This is a genomic window from Variovorax atrisoli (assembly GCF_014195185.1).
Classification (GTDB): domain Bacteria; phylum Pseudomonadota; class Gammaproteobacteria; order Burkholderiales; family Burkholderiaceae_C; genus Variovorax; species Variovorax atrisoli.
In genome coordinates this window covers 167,699-190,246 of the sequence record NZ_JACIBG010000008.1, presented here as the reverse complement: position 1 = coordinate 190,246, position 22,548 = coordinate 167,699, and the positions used below count along the sequence as shown (strand labels likewise).

The 22,548-nt window shown below is 69.1% G+C and carries 18 protein-coding genes; 7 read left to right on the top strand and 11 right to left on the bottom strand.

The window, feature by feature from the left end; translation table 11 throughout:
- Positions 1–4: 4 nt before the first annotated feature.
- Positions 5–1,882, top strand: coding sequence for a LamG-like jellyroll fold domain-containing protein (locus FHY06_RS26120; RefSeq protein WP_260310690.1), 1,878 nt, complete (start codon positions 5–7; stop codon positions 1,880–1,882).
- Between the two features lie 16 nt (positions 1,883–1,898).
- Here the strand turns inward: FHY06_RS26120 and FHY06_RS26115 are convergent, their stop codons facing one another.
- Positions 1,899–3,263: a M20 metallopeptidase family protein gene (locus tag FHY06_RS26115; protein WP_184606798.1), complete on the bottom strand. Its 1,365-nt coding sequence runs from the start codon at positions 3,261–3,263 to the stop codon at positions 1,899–1,901.
- Between the two features lie 414 nt (positions 3,264–3,677).
- Here FHY06_RS26115 and FHY06_RS26110 point away from each other — a divergent pair, with 414 nt between their 5' ends.
- The 3 genes from FHY06_RS26110 (at position 3,678) to FHY06_RS26100 (ending at position 6,991) form a co-directional block, all read left to right on the top strand.
- Complete coding sequence (locus tag FHY06_RS26110; RefSeq protein WP_184606797.1) at positions 3,678–4,589, top strand: LysR family transcriptional regulator; 912 nt, start codon at positions 3,678–3,680, stop codon at positions 4,587–4,589.
- Between the two features lie 152 nt (positions 4,590–4,741).
- Positions 4,742–5,698: a Bug family tripartite tricarboxylate transporter substrate binding protein gene (locus tag FHY06_RS26105; RefSeq protein ID WP_184606796.1), complete on the top strand. Its 957-nt coding sequence runs from the start codon at positions 4,742–4,744 to the stop codon at positions 5,696–5,698.
- A gap of 84 nt (positions 5,699–5,782) precedes the next feature.
- The gene (locus tag FHY06_RS26100) at positions 5,783–6,991 is read left to right on the top strand and encodes a CaiB/BaiF CoA transferase family protein (protein WP_184606795.1); all 1,209 of its coding nucleotides are present in this window, start codon (positions 5,783–5,785) and stop codon (positions 6,989–6,991) included.
- A gap of 208 nt (positions 6,992–7,199) precedes the next feature.
- Here FHY06_RS26100 and FHY06_RS26095 read toward each other — a convergent pair whose 3' ends face one another.
- The 5 genes from FHY06_RS26095 to FHY06_RS26075 form a co-directional block, all read right to left on the bottom strand.
- Positions 7,200–7,760 carry a VOC family protein gene (locus FHY06_RS26095; protein ID WP_132752666.1) on the bottom strand — a complete coding sequence of 187 codons (561 nt, stop codon included), beginning with the start codon at positions 7,758–7,760 and terminating at the stop codon, positions 7,200–7,202.
- A 38-nt stretch (positions 7,761–7,798) separates the two neighbouring features.
- Positions 7,799–8,806, bottom strand: coding sequence for a zinc-dependent alcohol dehydrogenase family protein (locus tag FHY06_RS26090; RefSeq protein ID WP_184606794.1), 1,008 nt, complete (start codon positions 8,804–8,806; stop codon positions 7,799–7,801).
- 2 nt (positions 8,807–8,808) lie between these two features.
- Complete coding sequence (locus FHY06_RS26085; RefSeq protein ID WP_019655207.1) at positions 8,809–9,387, bottom strand: amino acid synthesis family protein; 579 nt, start codon at positions 9,385–9,387, stop codon at positions 8,809–8,811.
- 68 nt (positions 9,388–9,455) lie between these two features.
- Positions 9,456–10,427, bottom strand: a complete 972-nt coding sequence (locus tag FHY06_RS26080) for a tripartite tricarboxylate transporter substrate binding protein (protein ID WP_260310689.1) — start codon at positions 10,425–10,427, stop codon at positions 9,456–9,458.
- Positions 10,428–10,502: 75 nt separating this feature from the next.
- A complete protein-coding gene (locus FHY06_RS26075; protein WP_126185233.1) occupies positions 10,503–11,363 on the bottom strand; it encodes a fumarylacetoacetate hydrolase family protein in 861 nt (286 codons plus the stop codon).
- A 247-nt stretch (positions 11,364–11,610) separates the two neighbouring features.
- Here FHY06_RS26075 and FHY06_RS26070 point away from each other — a divergent pair, with 247 nt between their 5' ends.
- The gene (locus tag FHY06_RS26070) at positions 11,611–12,645 is read left to right on the top strand and encodes an alpha/beta hydrolase (protein WP_019655204.1); all 1,035 of its coding nucleotides are present in this window, start codon (positions 11,611–11,613) and stop codon (positions 12,643–12,645) included.
- Positions 12,646–12,661: 16 nt separating this feature from the next.
- On the opposite strand, the gene FHY06_RS26065 is transcribed toward FHY06_RS26070, so the two are convergent.
- On the bottom strand, positions 12,662–13,387 hold the full coding sequence (locus tag FHY06_RS26065) for a GntR family transcriptional regulator (RefSeq protein ID WP_019655203.1): 726 nt from the start codon (positions 13,385–13,387) through the stop codon (positions 12,662–12,664).
- A gap of 34 nt (positions 13,388–13,421) precedes the next feature.
- On the opposite strand from FHY06_RS26065, the gene FHY06_RS26060 reads away from it, so the two are divergent.
- Together FHY06_RS26060 and FHY06_RS26055 are read left to right on the top strand one after the other, a co-directional pair.
- Positions 13,422–14,012 (top strand): NADPH-dependent FMN reductase, encoded by a 591-nt coding sequence (locus tag FHY06_RS26060; protein WP_019655202.1) that lies wholly within the window; start codon positions 13,422–13,424, stop codon positions 14,010–14,012.
- 87 nt (positions 14,013–14,099) lie between these two features.
- On the top strand, positions 14,100–15,743 hold the full coding sequence (locus FHY06_RS26055) for an alpha-amylase family glycosyl hydrolase (RefSeq protein WP_132752668.1): 1,644 nt from the start codon (positions 14,100–14,102) through the stop codon (positions 15,741–15,743).
- On the opposite strand, the gene FHY06_RS26050 is transcribed toward FHY06_RS26055, so the two are convergent.
- From FHY06_RS26050 to FHY06_RS26035, 4 genes are read right to left on the bottom strand one after another with little or no spacing between them, the layout of a single operon-like run.
- Positions 15,725–18,028: a CocE/NonD family hydrolase gene (locus FHY06_RS26050; RefSeq protein WP_184606793.1), complete on the bottom strand. Its 2,304-nt coding sequence runs from the start codon at positions 18,026–18,028 to the stop codon at positions 15,725–15,727. The genes FHY06_RS26055 and FHY06_RS26050 overlap by 19 nt on opposite strands.
- On the bottom strand, positions 18,025–19,785 hold the full coding sequence (locus FHY06_RS26045) for an ABC transporter ATP-binding protein/permease (protein WP_019655199.1): 1,761 nt from the start codon (positions 19,783–19,785) through the stop codon (positions 18,025–18,027). Before FHY06_RS26045 ends, FHY06_RS26050 begins: the two co-directional genes overlap by 4 nt.
- Positions 19,782–21,194: a glycoside hydrolase family 15 protein gene (locus tag FHY06_RS26040; RefSeq protein ID WP_019655198.1), complete on the bottom strand. Its 1,413-nt coding sequence runs from the start codon at positions 21,192–21,194 to the stop codon at positions 19,782–19,784. The genes FHY06_RS26045 and FHY06_RS26040 overlap by 4 nt, the downstream gene beginning before the upstream one ends.
- Complete coding sequence (locus FHY06_RS26035; RefSeq protein WP_311733731.1) at positions 21,191–22,486, bottom strand: glucoamylase family protein; 1,296 nt, start codon at positions 22,484–22,486, stop codon at positions 21,191–21,193. Before FHY06_RS26035 ends, FHY06_RS26040 begins: the two co-directional genes overlap by 4 nt.
- Positions 22,487–22,548: the final 62 nt, after the last annotated feature.

Here is a 22,548-nt window from a genome sequence, read left to right as displayed (position 1 = left end):
GAAAATGCCGTTCACGATCCACCTGGGCGATATCGTCGACCAGTCGTGGTACTACACGGCTGAAAACTCGGCACCGTGGAGCCCCACCACCGACCTCGTGGGCAATGGCCAGCTCAGCAACGGGCAGGCCACGAAGGAATGGGAGCTCGCAAGCCAGGCCATGCAGGTGCTCGAGGCCGCCAAGTGCCCCTATTCGATCTGCGCAGGCAACCATGACGTCGGGGCCATCAACTCGGACATGCAGTGGGGGCCCGACTGGGGTGTGGGCGTCACCGGATTCGCCAACGACGACGGCTACCAGGACGGCGGCAGCCACCGCGTCGGTCTGCTGGAGCCGTACCTCAAGGTCTTCCCGCCGGAGCGCGCGCAGCGGCAGGCGACCTTCGGCGGCAGGCATTCCTCGGGCTTTCACGAGTACCACGTCTTCCAGGCCGAGGGAAACAAGTTCCTCGTGCTCTCGATGTCGTGGCGCGCGTCCGACGACGCGATCGCCTGGGCCAACAAGGTGATCCTGGCCAACAGGATGATCCCCGTGATCCTGGTCAACCACCAGCTGGTGGGCATCGGCAGCGACGGCAAGACGGCCGCCGACACCGCCTACTCCAACTACCTGTGGGACAAGCTGATCAAGGACAACGACCAGATCTTCATGGCGGTCAGCGGCCACTACCACGGCTCGTGCGTCAGCACCAAGAAGAACTCGCGCGGCAACGACGTGCACCTGATGGTGGTGGACTACCAGATGGCCTACATGGGCGGCAACGGCCTCATGCGCATGTTCGAGTTCGACCTGACGAACAAGAAGATCGTCGCGAGCTCGTTCTCGCCCTGGGTGCCGCTGAAGCCGGCCGCGATGCTCAACGAGTTCGACGCCGCATGGCTGTCGGATTCGAACCAGTCGTTCACGCTGAACATCGACTTCGTCCAGCGCTTCGCCTCCTTCAACCCCGGCTTCTCCGTGCCCGCCGGCTCCTCGGACAGCAGCCTGACCGACGCGGCCAGGAAGCTCATCCTGACGAACTTCAGCCAGCCGCCGCAGAAGGCGGCCGCGCTGCCGAAGAGCCCCGACGACTACCCCAAGGTCGACAACACGCTCGCGCACTGGCGCTTCTTCAACGCATCGGCCGCGGAGGGCGATCTCTTTCCCTACCAGCCCGGACAGCAGATCCAGGACAGCGCGCCCGGCGGCAAGAACCCGATCTCCGTCAACACCTGGGCGGGGCAGTCGGGCGACCTGGTCTGGTCGAAGAGCCATCATCCGCTGTCGGCCGCACCGGGAAGCCTGCGCTTCCTGAACGCGACGAATGCCGTCGGCGCCGTGAAGGCGAGGTTCTCCTACTTCACGACGGACCAGAACTCGGCGCTGAACGTCGAGACCTTCCAGAACGGCTACACGATCGAGGCATTCGTCTACATCGACCCGGGCTTCGACGCCACCAGGAACGGCTGGATGGGCATCATGTACCGCCTGGGCGCACAGTCGAACCTGCCGGGCTTCGGTTCGGGCGACGGCGACTGCGCCCTGATGTTCGCCTTCTCGAACCTGATGGAGTTCCAGTGGGAGATCGTTCCGGTGGGCCAGGCGACCAGCCTGCCCTGCTGGTCGGGCGGCGTGTCCGCCGGGCAGTGGCTGCACGTCGCCATCGTCAACGAGCCCTCGAAGTCCTACTCGACGACGATGTACGTCGAGGGCGCACCCGTGCTGCGCAACAACACGAACATGAAGGGCATCCAGTTCGTGTCGGCGACGCAGCAGGTCGCGATCGGTTGCGCCCAGTGGGCCGGCAACATGTCCACCGGCTTCCTCGGCAGCATCGGCGAGATCCGCATCGTCGGCGCACCGCTGAGCTCCGACAAGTGGCTGACGGCGCGCGCCGCCTGAAGCTCGCCGCGGGTCCTCAGCGGCCCGCGGACTTCGCGCTGGCCAGCTGCGACAGCGTGGCCGCGGCCAGCGCGCGCACGCCCACGCGCATCGCCGACTCGTCCACCTGGAACAGCGGCGAGTGGTTCACCGGCCCGTCCTTGTCGCCCATCGGCGAGGCGTTGAGCATCCAGAACACCACCGGCACGCCGGTCGAGCCGAATGCGCCGAAGTCTTCCGACCCCATGGAGGCGGGCATCTGGCTCACCTTCGAGGCACCGCCGGCGGCGGCGCCGAAGGCGCCCACCAGCGAGAGCGTGGCCTGCGGGTCGTTCACGAGCACCTCGTAGCCGTCGCCGCTGTCGATCTTGACGTCGGCCTGCACGCCGTAGCTCGCCGCGATGCCGGTGGCGCGGCGGCGGATTTCCTCTTGCGCGATCTTCTGGTTCGTCGCCGAAAGCGCGCGGATCGTGCCGGAGATCTCGGCCGTCTCGGGCAGCACATTGAAGCGGTTGCCGCTTTGCAGCATGCCCGTGGTCACGATGGTCGGCCCACCGTCGATGGTGGGGTTGAGCCGGTGGCTCACGATGTTCTGCAGGCCGAGCACGGTCTCCGCCGCGGCCAGCATGGGCGTGTTCGAGGCCCACGGCGCGGCGCCGTGGCCGCCGACGCCCTTGAACTTGATGTTGAACACGTCGATGCTGGCCAGCATCGGACCCGGCCTGTAGCGGATCGCGCCGGCGGGCGCCTGGTTGCTGATGTGCTGTCCGAGCACCACGTCGACCTTCGGGTTGTCGAGCACGCCCTCGCGCACCATGGCCATGGCTCCGCTGGACTTGCCAAGGCCGGGGCCGATCTCCTCGGCCGGCTGGAAGATGAAGACCACTGTGCCGGCCAGCTGCCCGCGCAGCGAGGACAGCACCCTGGCCGCGCCCAGCAGCATGGCGACGTGCGTGTCGTGGCCGCAGACGTGCGACACCGGAACCTGCTTGCCGAGCCAGTCGCCCTTTGCCGTGGACCGGAAAGGCAGGTCGTTGCGCTCCTCCACGGGCAGGGCATCCATGTCCGCCCGCAGGGCCACCACCGGACCGGGCAGGGCGCCGCGCAGCACGGCCTTGATGCCCGTGCCTGCGATGCCGGTCCTGATCTCCACGCCGGGCATGCCGGCGAGGGCCTGGGCGATGTACTTCGCGGTGCCGGTCTCCTGGTACGCGAGTTCGGGGTTCTGGTGGATGTGCCGGCGCCATTCGACCACCTGCGGCTGCACGCCGTCGGACAGGGACAGCGCCTGTGCGAGCAGCGAGGCGGAAGCGGCAGGCGTGGCGGGTGCCGCGCCCTGCGCATGCGCACCGGCGAAGGCGGCTGCCAGGATGAATGCGCAAGCGTGGTGTCGAAGCTTCATGGTGATTGCGAGAGTTGCTGGGTGGTTGGGCTGGATGGCACCTTGCCGAATCTATCGCCCGGTGGAGATCCGCTTCGTGCCGGGCTCCTGTGCAGAGTCACCGAGGAGACGCGCCGGCTTCATCGCGGCGAACGCGCCTGGACGATCGACCGCCTGCGTCTGTATGCGCCTGCGGGTGCACGCAGCGCTGCGACGACAATGCAGGCAGCCCGACGGACACTCCCGCCCGCGCTGGCGCCCCGACCGGCTCGCTGCCGGAGGTTTTCATGCTTGTTCCGCTGCTGCATCAGAGTGAAGATTCCGAAGTCCGTTGACCATGCCGACCGTGCTCCCGGTGCCTGCGGGCACGCATCGTAGAAGGCGCAGCCGGATGCGGATCGCCAATGTGCGCACAGCTTGTTTGCATCTCTTGAAATGAAGGCCCTCGACTCGCTGCGCATCTTCGTCACCACCCAGAGGAAGGGCAGCCTCTCGGCCGCGGCGCGCAGCCTCAGCCTCTCGCCGGCCACCATCTCGCGGCGCATCAGCGCGCTCGAGGAGGAGCTGGGCGTGCAGCTGGTGGACCGCACCAGCCGCAACCTGCGGATGACCGAGGCAGGCCAGGCCTTCCTGGAACGCGCCGAGGTCGTGCTCGAATCGATGGCCGAGGCCGAGCAGGCCGCACGCGACGCCCGCCAGCGGCCCGAGGGCCGGCTGCGGGTGCACTCGCGCACCCATATCGGGCTGCGGGTGGTGGCGCCGCTGCTGCCGCGATTCGCGCAGCTCTATCCGGACATCCAGGTGGAGATCGAGCTCTCGGAACACCCGGTCAACCTGGTGGAGCACGACTTCGACGTCGACATCCGCACCGGCGAGTCGAACGACTCCGGCTTCGTGATCAAGCGGCTGCTGTCCAGCGACGAGGTCCTGGTGGCCAGCCCCGCCTTCGTGAAGACGTACTCGCGCATCAAGCACCCCACCGACCTGCCGAACGTTCGCTGCCTGACCTACAAGCGCGAGCGCGAGGCCACCATCTGGAAGTACCTCGACGAAGCCGGCGAGCAGCAGGATATCCCGATCCAGGGCGTGCTCAGCGCCAACAACGGCGAACTGCTGCGCCTGGCCGCGATCGGCGGCATGGGCATCGCGCTGCTGTCGGAAGCCACGGTGGGCGGCGACCTGCGTTCGGGCGCGCTGGTGCGGCTGCTGCCGGACTACCGCTTCGCGGTGCGGGCCTACTCCAACGGCATCTTCGCCGTCTTCCGCCAGAACCGCACCCTGCCGCTGAAGGTGCGCGCCTTCGTCGACTTCGTGGCCGAGGCGCTGAAGGACGAAGGGCAGCGCTAGCGCCTGTCGGCACCCGGCGCCTGGCGCCGCCCATTCCAGGCGGCATCGCGACGCCGCGTGCAAAGCTGCTTTTCACACCCTGCAGCGCTGCCTCGCCGCCCGCCATCTAGACTGGTCCGCGAGTCCAATGGGGACCAGAACCAGGAGACAAAGTGAGCTTCCGCAACATCATCGTGGGGCTGGCGATCGGCGCGAGCACGCTCGGCAGCGCCTTCGCGCAGCAAGTCACGCGCATCGTCGTGCCCTTCGCCGCCGGCGGCGGCACCGACCAGTACTGCCGCATCCTCGCGCAGGAACTCAACAAGCAGGGGCTGAACGTCATCATCGAGAACAAGCCCGGCGCCAGCGGCATCCTCGCGGCCGACTACGTCGCGCGCGCCAGGCCCGACGGGCACACCGTGCTCGTCTCCTCGCTGGGCACGCTGGCGAGCAACAGCGTGCTCTACGACAAGCTGCCCTACGACCCGGCGAAGGACTTCGCATCGGTCACGCAGATCGCCTACCAGCCGGCCATCATCGTCGGGCGCACCGACCTGCCCTACAAGAACATCAAGGAGATGGTCGCCTACGCCAGGCAGAATCCGGGCAAGATCAACCGCGCCTCACCGGGCGCGGCCATCCTCACCAACCTGGCGCCCACCGCCTTCGAGAAGGCCCAGGGTTTCAGCACCACCCACATCCCGTTCAACGGCGACGCCCCCGCGCTGCAGGCGCTGCTCGGCAGCCAGATCGACATCCACGGCACCTCCATCACCGGGGCGCTGCCCTACGTGAAGGCCGGCAAGCTGCGCGTGCTCGGCGTGATGGACGGCAAGCGCCTGCCCCAGGTGCCCGATGCCCCCACCTTCAAGGAGCAGGGCTACGACATGGAGGCCACGCTGTGGTATTCGCTGTCGGTGCCTGCGGGCACGCCGAAGGCGGCGATCGAGCGGCTCAACAAGGCCGTCAACCAGGTGATCGCCGACCCCGACTTCGTGACGCGCGCCCGCGCCATCGGCATGGAGCCGCGCGGCGGCAGCCCCGAGGACCTCGACAGGTTCGTCAAGGCCGAGTCGGACCGCTGGCTGCCGGTGCTGCAGAGCCTGAACCTGCCCAAGCAGTCGAACTGATCGACGTCTCCCGGAAGGGCGCGGCGCGTTGCCCGCGCCCTTCGTTCTTCCTTCGTTCTTTCTTCCCCGAATCTCCCGCCCCGCATGAACCACCCCTCTCCGCTGCCGCTGACCGGTGTCCGCGTCCTGGATCTCTCCCGCGTCATGGCCGGGCCGCTGTGCGCGATGGCGCTGGCGGACCTCGGCGCCGAGGTCATCAAGGTGGAGCATCCCGAGCGCGGCGACGACACGCGCGACTGGGGCGTGCGCATCGGCAGCCACAACACCTCCTACTTCAACAGCTGCAACCGCAACAAGCGCTCGATCTGCGTCGACCTGCAGGCCGAGGAAGGCCGCGACCTCGTGCGCGAGCTGGCCGCGAAATGCGACGTGGTGATCCAGAACTTCAAGTACGGCGGCGCGCAGAAGATGGGCCTGGGCTACGACGACCTGAAGAAGGTCAACCCGGCGATCGTCTACTGCTCGATCTCGGGCTACCCGGTGCTCGGCCCCGAGAAGGCCCGCCCCGGCTACGACCTCGTGATCCAGGGCGAGACCGGGCTGATGGCGATGAACGGCGAGGAAGGCCAGGGGCCGCTGAAGTTCGGCGTCGCCGCGGTCGACATGTTCACCGGCATGTACGCGGCGCAGGCGATCCTGGCGGTGCTGTACGCGCGCACGCGCACCGGCGAGGGACGCCACATCCAGATGTCGCTGTACGACAGCGGCATGATGATCACGTCCTACTACGGCCTGACCGCCTGGCTGAACAAGCGCGATCCGGCCAAGTTCGGCAACTCGCATCCCTCGATCGTTCCGTATGGCGTGTTCGACGCCGCGGACGGGCCGGTGGTGATCGCGGTGGGCAACAACAGCCAGTTCCGCAAGTTCTGCGAGGAAGTGATCTTCTGCCCCGAGCTGCCGCTCGACCCCCGCTTCGAGAAGAACACCGAACGCTCGAAGAACCGCGGCGAGCTCCTGCCGCTCCTGCTCGCGCAGATCCGCAAGCACGCGAGGGCCGACCTCATCGAGCGCATGGAGCGCGCAGGCATTCCCTGCGGCGAGGTGCTGGGTCTCTACGAGGCCCTGCAGTCGCAGCGCACGCGTCAGGCCCAGGTCTGGCACGAGTTCGAGGACACGGAAGCGGGCACGCAGGCCGTGCATGCGCCGCCCTACGTCATCGACGGCACGCGCGCCGGCGTTCGACACCCGCCACCGCACCTGGGCGAACACACGGCCGAGGTGCTCGGCGAGTTGCTTGGCATGACCCGCGAGCGGCTGCAGGCGCTCGGCGAGAAGAAGGTCGTCCGCTAGCGCGGCATCGCATCGGCGGTGCGCGCCCGCCCCCAATGTCGTTCAGCCGGAAGCCCGCCGCGGAGATCGTGCGCCTGGCGATGTGGAGCTGGTGCCTTGCAGAGGCGGAACAGCCCCACGTCGCGGTAGAAGCGATCAATCGGCCGGGCGTGCCTCGCTCGACCAGAAGGCGCCAGTGCCGCGCGCGGCCCGCCGTCCTGCAGGCTCTTCAGCGGCCCGCCGTGCGCAATGCCTCGCTGCGCTGGGCGAACCGCGCCGCCCACTCCTGCGCCGGCATGAAGCTCGGGTCGGAGCGCACCACCCGCTCGGTCTGGGCCCAGATCGCCTCGTCGGCATCTTCCAGGTCCAGCGGATCTCCGTGCGGCTGGCTCACGTACCACGGCGTGTCGAGGTAGACCTCGACCGTGTTGTCTTCCGGGTCCATGCAGTAGATCGACAGTGCGTTGCCGTGGTTCAGGCCGCGCATCTTCGTCGCGCCCAGCGACAGTGCGCGGCGGCGCGCCTCGCGCAGATGGTCGATGGTGGCGACCTTGAACGACAGCTGCATCACGGTGCTCGGCGCTTCGGGCGCGCGGCCGCCGGCAAGCACCAGCTGGTGGTGCTGGTCGTCCCGCCCGCTCAGGAAGACGAGCTCGTATCGGAAGGTGCCGCCGACGCCGCGGTCGGTTTCCTGCATGTCGAACACGCCGGTGTAGAAGCGCTTCATCACGGCGAGGTCGCGGCAGAAGATGCCGCAGTGCGAGAGATTGGGAATGTAGGGAGCGGTCACGATGGGCCTCTGGAGTGTTCGTTGGAGCGCGCGCAGGTTCAAGGGACGAGGACCAGCTTGCCAAGCGAGCCGCCGCTGTCCAGCAGCTCGTGCGCGCGTCGCGCCTCGGCCAGCGGCATGCGGGTTGCGCGTGGGGCGCGCACCTTGCCCGCCGCCATGAGGGCGATGGCTTCTTCCATGAGCCCGCGGCGGTGCGCGACGTCGCTGTCGACGGTGTGGATCGAGAAGGTGCGGATCGCCAGGCTCTTGCCGAGCAGCTTGCGCAGCTCGTCGAAGACATCGCTCGCGGGCGGCCCCGAGAGGATGTTGTACGACACCGCCATGCCGAAGGGCGCCAGCGAGCGCAGGCACGCGATGAAGAGCGCCCCGCCGACATGGTCGAACGCGAGGTCCGCGCCGCGCCCGTCGGTCAGCGCCATCACGCGCTCGGGCAGCGTCGCGGGATCGCCGTCGATGACCTCGCTCACGCCGTTCTCCAGCGCGAAGGCGCGCTTCTCGTGCGACGAGGCGGTGCCGATCACGCGCAGGCCGCGCGCTCGCGCGACCTGCGCCAGCGCGGTCGCGACACCGCCTGCCGCACCCGGCACGAGGATGGTCCGTGCCGGCAGGTTGCCGTTGCTCGCCAGCAGCGCGATGGCGAGCTGGAAGTTGCCCAGGCTCACCGCGTCGTCGAAGCCCAGCGCGGGTGGCAGCACGAACGGGGCCTGCTCGCTCACGCAGATGTGCTCGGCATAGCAGCCTCCGCGTTGCGCGAGTTCGCGCGCGCTGACGAGCACGCGATCGCCCACCGACAAGCGGGTGACGCCCGCGCCGACGGCATCGACCGTTCCAGCCATCTCGTTGCCGGGAATGGCCGGCAGCGGCGGCATCCATTTGTAGGTGCCGTTGCGGATGAGCACGTCCGGCCCGCCCGCGCCGATCGCCGCGGCCCTGACGCGCACCTGGCCTGGCGCCGGCTCGGGCAGCGGCAGCTCGACCAGCCGCAGGACTTCGGGGCCGCCGGTCTCGGACAGCTGCACGGCGCGCATGGTGTAAAGGCCCGCCATGTTCAGCGCTGCCCGTCGTGCACCGACACCTGCTCCTTGGCGAGGCCGCCGAGGCGCGAGTGGACGCGGCCGCCGTCGGCCATCACCAGCGCGAAGAGGATCTCGTCGGGCCGGGGCGCATCCTGGATGCCCACCTCGAAGGTGTTGAAGTGGCTGCGCACGTAGGCCGCATGGATGTAGTGCAGCGGCACCATGAGGCGATAGCCGGTCGCCGCGACGACCTTGGCCGCCGGCACGATCGCCTTGGGGTCGCCGAGCACCTGGCGCATCGCCCAGCCGCCCGCCTCGTGCCAGACGGCGCCGTGCTCGAGCTCGCCGTTGACGCCGACGATCGCCGCCTTGCTGTACGCCTCGACCTTGTCCTTGCCGAGCGTCGCGACGAGTTCCTCGGCCAGGGAGGTGCCGAGGCTTCGCAGTTCCGCCATGAAGGGCAGCAGGTCGGGCTCGTAGCGCCCGGCGTAGGGGTTGCGGATCACCGCGCAGGCGGCCGCGATGCGCAGCGGCTTCGCGGGCGGCGGGCCGCCCTCGTGGAACACGGTCTCCACGGTGAGGCTTCTCTTGCGCAGGGCGATCAGTGACATGGTGCGGCTCCTTCGTTCTTCATCTCGCTTGTCCGTTCATCGGTTCGTTCGTTCATTCATTCGTTGATTCACTGCCGGGGAATCTTCGCGTCGGCCACCACCTGGGTCCACTTCTCGAGTTCCCGGGCCACGAGGGCCTTCATCTCCTCGGGCGTGCTGCCGCGCGCCTCGCCGCCCATGTCTTCCAGGCGCTGGCGCACCGAAGAGGCCTGCAGCGCATGCAGCGTCTCGGCATTGAGCCGGTCGACGATGGGCCGCGGCGTGCCCGCCGGCGCCAGGATGCCCGCCCAGGAGCGCACGTCATACCCCGCGACGCCCTGCTCCGCAACGGTCGGCACCTTCGGAAGGCCGGGCCAGCGCTGCGGGCCCGTCGCCGCCACGGCGCGCAGCTTGCCCGCCTGGATGTTCGACAGCACCGCGGTGGGCGGCGCGATGATGAACGGCACCTCGCCGCCCAGCAGCGCGGTCACCGAGGCGGCGTCGCCCCGGTAGGGCACGTGCATCATCGACACGCCGGCCATCTTGGTGAGCAGCTCGCCCGCAAGGTGGTGCGTCGAGCCGATGCCGGCCGTGCCGTAGGCGACGGTGCCCGGCGCGGCCTTCGCCGTGGCGAGGATCTCGGCGAGACCCTGTGCCTTCGAATTCGCGTTGACGACGATCAGGAAGGGGAAATAGGTGACGGTGGATACCGCCTCGAAGTCGGCCACGGTCTTGTAGGGCAGCGTGTTGTACAGCGCGCCCGCCACGGCGTGCCCGCCGGTGGCCAGCAGCAGCGTGTAGCCGTCGGGCCTGGCGCGCGCCACCGTGGCCGCGGCGATCGTGCCGCCCGCGCCCGCCTGCGCCTCCACGACCACCGGTTGTCCGAGCGTCTTGCTCATCTCGATGCCGATGGCCCTGGCGATCGCGTCGGCGTTGCCGCCCGGCGCGAAGCCCTGGTAGAGCTTCACGGGCCGCTCGGGGTAGCCCTGTGCGAAGGCCTGCAAGGCCGGCCATGCGGCGGCCGACGCCGCGCATGCGGCGAGAAGATGTCTGCGTTTCAAGTCTTGTCTCCTGAGGCGGCGCCCTTTGCGGACGTCTCGCGCGATGCGTGTCGGTCGAAGGCCCGGGTGCGGCGGTCAGTCCTGCGCGACCACCGGGTTGCGCAGAACGCCGACGGCTTCGATCTCGACTTCGACCACGTCGCCGGGCTTCATGAAGCGCGGCGGCTTCTTGCTCCAGCCCACGCCGGCCGGCGTGCCGGTGGCGATCACGTCGCCCGGCACCAGCGTGAAGATGGTGGAGGCGTAGGCGATGAGGCGCGGCACCGAGAAGATCATGTGGCCCGTATGGCTCGACTGCACCACCTCGCCGTTGAGGCGGGTCTCGAGCTTCAGTTCGCGTCCCGGCGCGATCTCGTCGGCCGTGACCATCCAGGGGCCGAAGCCGCCGGTCGCCTCGAAGTTCTTGCCCGAGGCGATCTGCTTGGCGTGGAACTGCCATTCGCGCACGCTCGCGTCGTTGTAGCAGCTGTAGCCGGCCACATGGTTCCAGGCCTCGGCTTCCTGGATGTCACGGCCCGGCTTGCCGATGATCACCGCCAGCTCGCCTTCCCAGTCGAGCGACTCCGACACCCGCGGGCGCACGATCGGCCCTTCGTGCGGCGTCTGCGAACGCCACACGCGCAGGAAGATCGGCGGCTGCTCGGAAAGCTCCCGCTGCATGCCAGCGGCCAGCACCTCCTGGTGGTGGTCCATGTAGTTGCGCACCGCGCAGACGATCTTCTCGGGCTTCGGGATCACCGGCAGGTAGCGCACGTCCGACAGCGGCACGTCGGCGGCGAGCCCCGCGACCAGCGCGTCGCGGCGCTCGAACTCCGGGCTGCCGATGAAGTCGGCCAGCGTGGCGTGGCCGGTGCGCCCGGCCAGTTCGACCACGCCGCCGTCGACGACGGCGCCCCAGGTTTCGCGGCCTGCGAGTGAGTAGGACATCAGTTTCATGCGTTGCTTCTTTCGGATGGGACGTTGCGTTGCGCGGGCCCGGCACGGGCTCCGTCTCGATGCACAGCTTAATGCACGAAGATATTTTTATGCACAAAATCAGATAAATGCATAGTGGTTTCCACGAAGGGATCCGATGGCCGGGCGATGGCGAGGCAAGAACGCCGCCATCGCCAATCGCGATGCATCGCGCGGGTTCGGCTTCCTAAACTGCGAAGCAGGAACGACAGACAAACGGAGACGACACATGTTGAAGACGATGTTCCGCGCGGCCGCCGCCCTGGGTATGGCGGCGCTGTTCGGCTGCGCGAGCCCCTCGCTACAGGTGGCAGAGATGGGCAGCTTTCATGTCGGAGGGCGAGCCGTGACGCTCTCGGGCCTGCCTCCCAAGGAGCTGGTGTTCACGCCCGGCGCGCCGCCGCTCAAGCTCGACCCCAATGGCGACTTCGAGGTCGAGGCGCTGTACGCGCGCTACACCCGGCTCGCCAACCCCAAGGCCAGGTACCCGCTGCTGCTGTGGCACGGCGGTGGACTGGCGGGCACCACCTTCGAGACGAAGCCCGACGGCCAACCCGGCTGGGAGGACTTCTTCCTGCGCGCGGGCCATGACGTGTACGTGAGCGACGCGGTCGAGCGTGGCCGCGCGTCCTGGGCGCGCTATCCGGAGATCTTCAAGAGCGAGCCCTTCTTCCGGCCGAAGAAGGAGGCATGGGAGCTGTTCCGCATCGGCGACACCGGCTCCTACGCCACCGATCCCGCCAGCCGCCGCGCGTTGCCGGGCACGCAGTTCCCGGTGGCCGCGTTCGACCAGTTCGCCAAGCAGGCGATCCCGCGCTGGGGCACCAACGACGCGGCCACGCAGGCAGCCTACGACGCCTATGTGGACAAGGTCTGCCCCTGCGTCATCGTCGTGCACAGCCAGGGCGGCAACTTCGCGTTCAACTCGGCGCTGAAGTACCCGCAGAAGGTCAAGGCGCTGGTGGCTGTCGAGACCTCGGGCTCACCCGACCCCGACACCTACGACTTCGCGCGCGTCAAGGGCGTGCCCATGCTCTGGGTCTGGGGCGACAACCTCGGCAGGTTCCCGTTCTGGGAGCGCATCGCAGCGCAGCAGGAGAAATTCCGCGGCAACCTGGTGCGCGCCGGCGGCACGGGCGACCGCATCGTGCTGCCGGAGCTGGGCATCACGGGCAACAGCCACATGCTGATGATGGACCGCAACTCCGACCAGATCGCCACGCTGATCGACCGGTGGCTGGCGAAGCAGGGGCTGAAGAACTGAAGAAGCCCGCGGCGCTCTAGCTCTTGCCGACCCGCTCGGCAGCCGTGCCGAGCACCGCCATCACGTTGCGCTGCGTGCTGAGGATGTGCTCCTCCAGCAGCGCGCAGGCCGTGTCCGCATCGCGGCGCAGCGTGGCGTCCATGATCTTTCGGTGTTCGCTCGACTTGCGCCGCGCCGTCTTGCGAAAGCGCGCGGAGTAGCGGCGGTAGCGCTCGGCCTGGTCGAACAGGCTCGCGCTCCAGTTGCGCATGCGCTCCGAAGGGCATGCGGCCAGCAGCGATGCGTGGAAGGCCGAATGGACCTGGGTCCAGTCGTCGTCGAGCACCACGGGGCCGTCGCCGATGCGGCTCTCGATCTTCTCCAGGCGGTGGAAGGCGGCGACCACCGTCGCCTCCCATGCGTCGTCGCCGTTCGCGATCGACTCCCGCAGCGCCGGCAGGTCGAGCATGAGACGCATGCGGCTGATGTCCGCAAGGTCCTCCGGCGATATGTCCGCCACGCGGAAGCCGCGCCGCTCGTCGGAACGGATGAGCCCCTCCTGCGCCAGCCGGCTCAGCGCCTCCCGCAAGGGACTGCTCGAGAAGCCGTAGGCCGTCTGCAGCTCGTCGAGCTTGAGCTTCATGCCCGCGCCGTAGGTGCCCGAGAGCACGTCCTGGCGCAGCCGCATGAAGGCCTGGTCCACGAGCGGGAGCGTCCGCTCCTGGGACGGATCTTTTTTGTACATGTTTTCGATTTTATGCATAAACTCGCCGCCCAGAAATCGACAAGAGCACACCTTGAACAACGATCACCAACCCACCGTACAACTCGTCGCCATCTCCGGCAGCATCCGCCGGGCCTCCAACTGCACGGCCGTGCTGCGCAGCTTGCAGCCGCTGCTGCCCGCAGGCGTGACGCTGCACATCGCGCCGCTGGACGCCATCCCGCCCTACAACGCCGACCTCGATGGCGATGCGCCGCCCGAGCCGGTGGCTGCACTCAAGCGCGCCATCGCCGCCGCCGACGGCATCGTGCTGTGCTCGCCCGAATACAACTACGGCATGCCCGGCGTGCTGAAGAACGCGATCGACTGGGCATCGCGGCCCGGCTTCGCATCGCCGCTGAAGGGCAAGCCCGCGCTGATCATGACGGCCTCGCCCGGCACCGCCGGCGGCGTGCGGGCACAGGCCCAGATCCGCGACGCGCTGGCAGCCACGCTCGCGCGGCCGCTCGTGCGCCAGCATGTGGCCATCGCGAACGTGGCCTCGCGCATCCAGGACGGCCGGCTGGTCGACGCATCGACGCTCGACTTCATCCGCGTGGCACTCGATGAACTGCTGGCGGAGATCGCGATGCTCGCCGGCGCGCGCCGGCGGCCCGCGGCCTGAGGCGGCGCGGGAACCGCACTGCGCTGCGCCGCGCTCCCGCTTTCTGGCGACAATGATCCGCTCCAAGCCGACCATGAAGGGATCACGATGTCAGCCGACGACTGGTGGAAGCACGGAATCGTCTATCAGGTCTACCCGCGCTCGTTCCAGGACAGCAACGGCGACGGCATCGGAGACCTCGACGGCATCCGCGCGCGGCTGAACCATCTGGTGTCGCTGGGCGTCGACGCGGTCTGGATCTCGCCGGTCTACCCTTCGCCGATGGCCGACTTCGGCTACGACATCAGCGACTTCTGCGACATCGATCCGCGCTTCGGCACGCTGGAGGGCTTCGACGCGCTGGTGAAGGAGGCGCACGCGAAGGGGCTCAAGCTCATCCTCGACTTCGTGCCCAACCACACCTCGGAGCACCATCCGTGGTTCGTGCACAGCCGCAGCGCGCGCAGCGATGCAAAGCGCGACTGGTACATCTGGCGCGACCCGGCACCCGACGGCGGGCCGCCCAACAACTGGCTCAGCAATTTCGGCGGGCCGGCCTGGAGCTTCGATGAAGCCACCGGCCAGTACTACGCGCACTCGTTCCTGAAGGAACAGCCCGACCTCAACTGGCGCAACCCCGAGGTGCGCTCCGCGATGTACGAGGTGATGCGCTTCTGGCTGCGGCGCGGCGTGGACGGATTCCGCGTCGACGTGCTCTCCCAGATCGTCAAGGACGCGCAGTTCCGCGACAACCCGCTCAACCCCGACTACGTCGAAGGCCAGGACACGTTCCTGCGCTGGACGATGCTCCACAACACCGACCTGCCGGAAGTACAGCCCATCGTGGCCGAGATGCGCCGCGTGGTCGACGAGTTCAGCGACGCACATTCGTCGCGCGTGCTGATCGGCGAGCTCTACCTGCCCCTGCCGCGCCTGGTCGCCTACTACGGCCTCAATGCCCAGGGCGTGCTCGAAGGCGTGCAGCTGCCCTTCAACTTCCAGCTGATCGGGGCCGACTGGCAGGCCGCGCACATCGACCGGCTGGTGCGCGACTACGAAGCCGCCCTGCCCGCCGGTGCAGCGCCCAACTGGGTGCTCGGCAACCACGACAGGGCCCGCATCGCGAGCCGCGTCGGGCCTCGCATGGCGCGCCTCGCGGCCATGCTGCTGCTCACGCTGCGAGGCACGCCGACGCTCTACTACGGCGACGAGATCGGCATGACGGACGTTCCCATTCCCGCCGACGAAGTGCAGGACCCGTTCGAGAAGAACAGGCCCGGCATGGGCCTGGGCCGCGACCCCGAGCGAACGCCCATGCAGTGGAGCGCCGACGCCAACGCCGGCTTCACGACCGGGCGCCCGTGGCTGCGCCTTGCATCGGACTGGCGTACCTGCAACGTCGAGGCGCAGTCGCGCGATCCGGACTCCATGCTCGCGCTCTACAGGCGCCTCATCGCGCTGCGCCGCGCGCAACCCGCGCTGCATCGGGGCAGCTACGAAGCGCTGGAAGCCGGAAACGATGTGCTCGCCTATGCGCGCATCGGCGAAGGACGGCGGCTGGTTGTGCTGCTGAACTTCGGAGCCGCCGCGGCCCCGGTGCCGCAGGCATTGCTGCCGCGGCGCCCGCTGGTGCTGGCATCGACCGATCCCGCACGCGCCGGACCGGTCGATGGCGCCCTGGTGCTCTCACCCGGCGAGGGCGTCGTGATCGGCAACGAAGGTGCGGAAGAAAATCAGGACCCGCCGGTCTGAATCTCGATGTAGCTGCGCGCGTGCCAGCGCACGCGCAGCGGCCATTTCGCGTCGGTGACGGTTTCCGAGTTCACGTCCTTGCCGCTGCCGTAGTCGATCTGCCGATCGGGCCGCTTGTTGATGCCCACCACCAGCACGAGGCGGCTGCCCGCTGCGAGCCTGCAGGCGGTGAAGCGTTCGACCGTGAAGGCCAGCAGCTGGCGCTCGCCGGCCCGCAGCAGCCGGCGTCGCACGCGGTGGCCTGCATAGCTCGCGCGGAAGTCGTAAGGCTCGAACAGCAGCTGGCATTCGCCGCCCTCGGTCTGCGCGTAGAGCGAGACGCTGAAGTCCACGTCCTGCCGCGAAGGCGTGATGTCGAACACGCCGCGCAGGCTGCCGGCGATCTCGGTGCCCTCGGGCAGCGGCTCGCTCACAAAGCCGATGCCGTTGCGCATCGGCAGCTGGTTCACGCGCAGCGCGTCCGCCCACGGCGTGCGCACGTCGCGCCGGTCGGCCAGGTCGACCGACAGCCGCGCGCTGCCGCCGCCCTCGGCCGGCGAGGCCAGCAGGCGACGCGGCTCGTCGCGACCGCTCGTGTCGAGATAGAGGCGCAGCTGCGTGCGCTGCGGCGACTCCAGCGCCGGCGCATGGCGCCACTGGTCCGCACCCATCACCTGGTAGTTGACGCGCTCCAGCAGCAGCGCCGGCTTGTTCGCGCCCTTGAGGACGTGGTCGATCCAGCGGTAGCGCAGCTCGGGCAGGTCGATGCGCGCGACGGGGTCGGGCGCGTAGCCGCGCAGCTCGGCCGCGGTGCCGCGCCGGATCGTCGTCGCGTCGTAGGGTCCCAGCAGCAGCGTCGTGTCGGCCTGCGGCCGGTTGCGCAGGTGCTCCTGGTGGAAGTAGAGCGCGCCGGCGTCGCCGCCGAAGTAGCCGGCGAAGCTGAGCACCGGAATGTCGATGCGCGCGAACTGCTCGGCCGATGGCAGGAACTTCTGCCAGTAGCGGTCGTGGCTCGGGTGCGTCAGCCAGGTGCGGATCAGCCTGCTTCGCTTGCCGAGCAGGACGCGGTCGATGTCCCAGTAGGGACGATTGCCGCGATACCAGCGTGCGTCGAGCGCCTGCCAGACCGCGTCCGGGTCGGCCCCTGCGGGGCTGCCTGAAGACTGGGGTCCGGGCGGGGGCTCGGCCAGCGCATGCTCCTGCGCCCAGCGGACCATCGCATTGCGGAAGATCTGCCCTGCCATGGGGAAGTCGATGCCCGGCGCCATCGGAGCGATCGTGGCGATGGCCTTGAGCGCTGGCGGCCGCCTGCGCGCCGCGGCCCAGGCCGCGTAGCCCGAATAGCCTTCGCCGAGCATGACCACGCGGCCGTCGCTCCATGGCTGGTGGGTGATCCACTCGATGACCGCCACCGCGTCCTCGCCGTCGTGCATGAAGGGCCACACCGCCCCCTTGCCGTCGGGCGTGCGTCCGCGCACGTACGCGGTGATGCCGACATAGCCCCTCGCCGCGCTGCGCCGGACATCATCCTCGCCCGGGTCGAGCGTGAAGCGCAGCAGCGCCGGCAGCGCCCCGGTGGCGCGGCCGGGCCGCACCATGGTGGCGTGGATGACGCCGCCGCGCACCGGGATCCGGATGCCCGCCTCCGCCACGTAGCGAATGCGGTTCTCCGCGGCGAAGAGTTCGGGCAGCAAGGCACTGAAGCTGCGGCGCGACTGGTAGGACAGCCAGGCCCGCACGAGCGCCAGCGCATCGGCCTCGGGCAGGCTGCCCTTGTCGCGCCAGAGGTCGAAGGCCTGGCGCAGCTGCTGCGCGAACACGTCCGGCGGAATCTCCAGCCGGGCCATGACGGCCTGCGCCTGCATGTTGTCGAGCGGCGAGACCAGCTCCTGGAAGGCGCGTGCATAGGCCTGTGCGAAGGCGACGCGCTCCTCGGCCTCCAGCAGCCGCGCCCGCGCGTAGATGCCGTCGAGCGTCGCACGCTCGACCAGTGCGTCGAAGGGCTTGCCCTGGCGGCGCTCGCGCAGCAGGCGGCTGCTGTCCAGGGCCGCGCGGTAGGCGCCGCTCACGATCTGCAGTGCCGTCACGTTGGCCAGGAAGGCGTCCTTGTCCGCGTCCTGGTACACCGGCAGGATGCGCTCGGCCAGGTCGCGCATGAGCTCCGCAGCGGCGGGGTCATCCGGATCGCGCGGCGGCCGGAAGCCGAAATCCGCCGCCCGCGACCAGGTCGGCCAGACGGGCAGCGACAGCACAACCCGCGTCAACGCGCGGCGCACGCGGCTGACGGTCGACACGGTACGCCTCATGGTCGCGGCTCCTCGGGCAGGTCGTGCGGCGCCTTGACCAGGTGAACCACCTGCGTGAACAGCCGGTCGTGCGCCCCGCCGGCCGAGCCGATGTGGATGATGCCCGTGTGCGCGAGCTTGCCGAGCGCGCCGATGACGAGTTCGAGCGTGTCGTCGTCGAACGCGCCGAAGGCCTCGTCCATCACCAGCCAGGGCGGCGCCTGCAGCACCACGCGGGCGAAGCCCAGGCGCAGCTGCTCGTCCATGCTCAGCTCGCTCTCCCAGCGCGCGGTCCTGTCCAGCAGGGACTCCAGGCGCTGCAGGCCGACGCTCTCCAGCGCGGCCACCATCGCCTCCCTCGGATAGGTGGTGGGCTCCATCGCATACGACAGCACCTCGGCGAGCGTGCCGCGCGGAATGTAGGGCGTACCGCGCGGCATGAAGTGGATCGTCTCGCCCGCGGGCCGGCGCAAGGTGCCCGAGCCCCACGGCCACAGGCCCGCGAGCGCCCGGAACAGCAGCGTCTTCTCGGTGCCCGGCGTCCCCAGGATCAGCACGCACTGGCCCGGTTGAACGACGAGCGCCGGCACGTCGAGCCGGTCGTGGCCGCTCCAGGAACGGACCTCGATCTCTTCGAGCGCGAGCGTGCCGTCATCGCTCTCCTCGTAGGCGATGCGGCTGCCGCCGGACTGCGCCTCCAGGTCGGACGCCAGCTTCCGGCGCAGGTCGGTCACGCGCAGCAGCGTGGCGCGCCAGTCGGCAATGATGCTGAAGTTGTCCACGAACCAGCGAAGCGAGGACTGTGCCTGTGTGAAGGCCGCCGCGGCCATCATCAGGCCGCCGAACGACACCTTCCCCGAGAAATACAGCGGCGCTGCCACCAGCGTCGGCGCGATGACGGTGATCCAGCCGAAGCCCGCCGTGGCCCAGGTCAGGTTGGTCAGCCCGAGCACCACGCGCGACGTGGCCTGCAGCACGTCCGCGAAGTGCGCCGCGACGCGGCGCTTCTCGTCGGCCTCTCCGCCGGCCAGCGAGATGCCGTCGAGATGCTCGTTGATGCGCGTGAGCGAAAAACGCAGCTCGCCCTCGCGCGCATAGCGCTCGGCGTTGCGCGAGATCAGGCCGTTGCCGACCCAGTAGGCCAACAGCGAGCCGGCCACCGCATAGGCGATCGCCGCCCACAGCATGAAGCCGGGCAGCACATGGTCCTCGCCGTTGAAGAAGATGGTGAAGTCCTTGGAGAGCACCCACAGCACGCTCGCGAAGCTGCCGAACAGCATCGTGGCCTGCAGCAGGCCCACGCCCAGGTTGACCGACAGGTCGCACAGCTTGAGCGTGTCCTCGTGCATGCGCTGGTCCGGATGGGCCCCCATCGGGCCGCTGGCCTGGAGCCAGAACGCGCGGCGCGGCTGCAGCCACAGGCCGACGAGGTCGCTGACCACCGCCTCGCGCAGCCTCATCTGCAGGGTTTCGCTCAGCCACCGCTGCGCGACGTTCAAGACCAGCAGCGCGCCCGCGATCATCGCGAAGACGCCGACCTGCACCATGAATTCCTTGAAGTCGCGGCGCGAGATCGCGTCGTAGAAGGGTTTGTTCCAGCTGTTGAGCTCGATCTGCCCGTAGGCGGTGAGCGCCACGACCACGACGATGGCGGCGATGAGCGCGGCGAGCTTCTTCCCGACTGGAGAGACCCGCAGCGCGCCCACCAGCTCGCCGACCTGGCGAAAGACACCGACCCTTGCCACCGGCTCGTCGCGGGTCTCGGCGCTCGTGCTCATCGTCCGCGCGGCTCCTCGCGGCCGGCGAGCGCGGCGCGGCGCGCGAAGACGCAAGAAATGAACGCCGCATGGCTCCACGCCAGCTGCTTCGCGGAGGTCTGCGCGCCGCTGCGCTGGTCGAACTGCTCCGACAGATCGCCGCTGGCCGGCGTGTAGGCGCGCACGGTGGCGAGATAGGCATCGCCGCGCGCGATCCACGCGTCGCGATGGCATTCGTCGCCGCGCTCAGCCGCGCGGAAGCAGAACTCGGCGGCACCGAGGGTCGAGAAGTAGTACGCGCCGCCCGAGCAGTACACGTCGCCCTCGTACCGCCCCATCGCCGCGCCGCGACCCGCCGTACGGCCGTGGTTGATCGGGTAGGCCGCATCGAAGAGGGCATCGAGGCGCGCCAGCGTGGCCTGCATGCGCGGGTCGGCCGGCACGTGTGCCGACCCCGTGCCGGCACAGTGGATCGCCGACAGGATCACCGCGATGTCCAGCGCCTTCGGGCTGCTGGCGCCATCGGCCAGCACGCGCGAGCGGTAGTAGCCGCGCGCCTCTTCACCCTCTTTGCCCTCATTGCCGCCACTTCCTTCGTCCACCCAGTAGTCGTCGAGCATCCGCAGCACGGCCTGCGACTCTTCCCTGCAACGGGCCGCCTGCGCCGTCTCGCCCAGGCCCTCGAGCCATGCCGCGCCTTCGGCCAGCGCGGCCGCAGACACGCGCAGCGTGTAGTAGTGATGGCCGCTCTCCTCTTCCCAGATGTCGAACGACGGTTCGCGCCAGCGGCGCAGCGTGAATTCGATGTCGAAGCGGATCAGCGGCGCGACTTCGGCCAGCAGTTGCGCGTCGAGATGCCCGCCGGCCACCCATCGCAGCAACGCGAGCGCACGCAGCGGCGGCCCGTCGTGCTGCGGACGCGCCCAGCGCAGGATGTCGAGCGTGCCGTCGGGGTTCACCCGCGTCTCGGCGGCGACCGCATCGCCGTGGATGCGCGACAGGTCGTCGTCTTCGCGCAGGTATTGCTGCAACGCGGGAGCCACGCGGTCCCTGCGGCCCTTCGCCGCGGCCTCCACGCGACCGTCCAACCCGTTGAGGGCAAGGCTGAAGCGGGTGAAGTCGCGCAGATGCCGCAGCGCCTCGGCGCCGATGCGGCCGTCGAGGTGGAGCAGACGCAGCGCGTCGATGACGACGGCCGAATCGCGGAACCAGTGGAAGAAGTAGTCCGGATCGGGGTTGTAGTCGCCGAGCACGGGCGAGGCGACGATGGCGCCCGCCACCGGACGCACGGTCTGGCCGAAGCCCGCTCGCAGCTTGACGATCGAGGTCGGCGAGACGCTGGCCAGCATTCCTCTTGCCGAGTGGGCCAGCTGTGCCTCGAGCCAGGACTCGAAGGCGGGGTCTTGGGCGTTCGCCGCGCCGGAACTCACGGTGCGGGCGATCCCAGGTACGGGCTGCTGAAGTCGAGCCGGCGCAGCCCGGCCTGCACCTCGGGCGCGCTCATGAAGAGCTTCCACAGCAGGCCGGTGCGGTGGTTCTCCATCATCACGACGATGGGGCCCTGGTCGATGGCCAGGAAGGTGTCTGCGAACCAGCCTCGCGCCTCGCAGAACGCATCGACGAAGCCGTAGTCGCGCCACACGCGCGTGCCGTGCACGGTGAGGAAATGCCGCAGCACCTTCAGCACCTCGGCGGGCGCATACGGCAGGCTGGCCAATGCGGCCGTCGGCGAGATGGTGCCGTTGTCGTTGTTCGGGTCGTGCGCGAGGTAGCCGTCGGGATCGTCGCTGGCCGTCAGGCCCCAGCACGATTCGCCATAGCCGGGAAAGCCCCGGGGGTTGGCGATGCAGTGCGCGCGGTTGACCCGCACGTGGCGCGTGTTGAGGTCCCAGTAGTCGGCGTAGCGGTCCTTCAGGCCGTGCGGATCGAGGCCGCAGAACGAGTAGTGCGCGAAGAACAGCGGGCCGCCGTTGGGCGGGCCCAGCGGCAGTTCGATGCCGTGGTACGAGCGGCCGTTGAGGAAGTCGGGCCCCGAGGCGTAGCCGCGGTGGTAGACCCGCGGATCGATCGGGTGGGTGGGCGATGCCGCGGCCATGAAGTAGGTGATGAGGCACTCGTTCCAGCCATGCACCTCGTGGTTCATCGCCCAGCCGTGGTTCGGGCTCCAGTGCCAGTACAGGACATCGCGCCCGCCCTGGGTGAACCAGTCCCACTCGACCTCGTGCCACAGCGTGTCGAAGTCGGCGCGCAGCCGGCGCGCCATGGCCGTGTCGTCGTCGAAGTACTGGCGCGCGCAAAGCAGGGCCATGCACAGGAACGAGGTCTCGACCAGGTCGCCCGCATCGTCCTTGGGGCTCATCGGGATCGTCTCGCCGCTCGCGCCGTCCATGAAGTGCGGGAAGGTACCGTGGTAGCGCCTGGCGCGAAGGAGCGCGTCACGCATGCGGCCGAAGCGTTCCAGCGCCGCGTCGCGCGTGACCCAGCCGCGCTCCACCGCGACGATCAGGGCCATGATGCCGAAGCCGGTACCGCCGATCGCGACCCTCGCGTCGGCCAGGTCCTCGCCCGTGGCGGCGACCAGCGTGCGGCGGTCGAGCGCCAGGCCGCTGGCGGCATCTGCGCCGTCCCAGAAATAGCGGAAGGTCTGCCGCTGCACCGCCTCGATCAAGGCTTCGTCGGGCAGCGCTGCCAGTTCCTTCGGGTTCCTCTCATCCTTCAACACGAACGGCTCCTTTCGTTGTGGCCCAGGGTGTCACGTTTGGTTTCACCGGATCGTCGGCCGCA

Excerpts from the sequence above, each read along its gene's own strand:
- FHY06_RS26120 (WP_260310690.1), top strand. The coding sequence starts at position 5 with ATGCCGTTCACGATCCACCTGGGCGATATCGTCGACCAGTCGTGGTAC.
- FHY06_RS26115 (WP_184606798.1), bottom strand. The coding sequence starts at position 3,263 with ATGAAGCTTCGACACCACGCTTGCGCATTCATCCTGGCAGCCGCCTTC.
- FHY06_RS26110 (WP_184606797.1), top strand. The coding sequence starts at position 3,678 with ATGAAGGCCCTCGACTCGCTGCGCATCTTCGTCACCACCCAGAGGAAG.
- FHY06_RS26100 (WP_184606795.1), top strand. The coding sequence starts at position 5,783 with ATGAACCACCCCTCTCCGCTGCCGCTGACCGGTGTCCGCGTCCTGGAT.
- FHY06_RS26090 (WP_184606794.1), bottom strand. The coding sequence starts at position 8,806 with ATGGCGGGCCTTTACACCATGCGCGCCGTGCAGCTGTCCGAGACCGGC.
- FHY06_RS26085 (WP_019655207.1), bottom strand. The coding sequence starts at position 9,387 with ATGTCACTGATCGCCCTGCGCAAGAGAAGCCTCACCGTGGAGACCGTG.
- FHY06_RS26075 (WP_126185233.1), bottom strand. The coding sequence starts at position 11,363 with ATGAAACTGATGTCCTACTCACTCGCAGGCCGCGAAACCTGGGGCGCC.
- FHY06_RS26070 (WP_019655204.1), top strand. The coding sequence starts at position 11,611 with ATGTTGAAGACGATGTTCCGCGCGGCCGCCGCCCTGGGTATGGCGGCG.
- FHY06_RS26065 (WP_019655203.1), bottom strand. The coding sequence starts at position 13,387 with ATGCATAAAATCGAAAACATGTACAAAAAAGATCCGTCCCAGGAGCGG.
- FHY06_RS26055 (WP_132752668.1), top strand. The coding sequence starts at position 14,100 with ATGTCAGCCGACGACTGGTGGAAGCACGGAATCGTCTATCAGGTCTAC.
- FHY06_RS26050 (WP_184606793.1), bottom strand. The coding sequence starts at position 18,028 with ATGAGGCGTACCGTGTCGACCGTCAGCCGCGTGCGCCGCGCGTTGACG.
- FHY06_RS26045 (WP_019655199.1), bottom strand. The coding sequence starts at position 19,785 with ATGAGCACGAGCGCCGAGACCCGCGACGAGCCGGTGGCAAGGGTCGGT.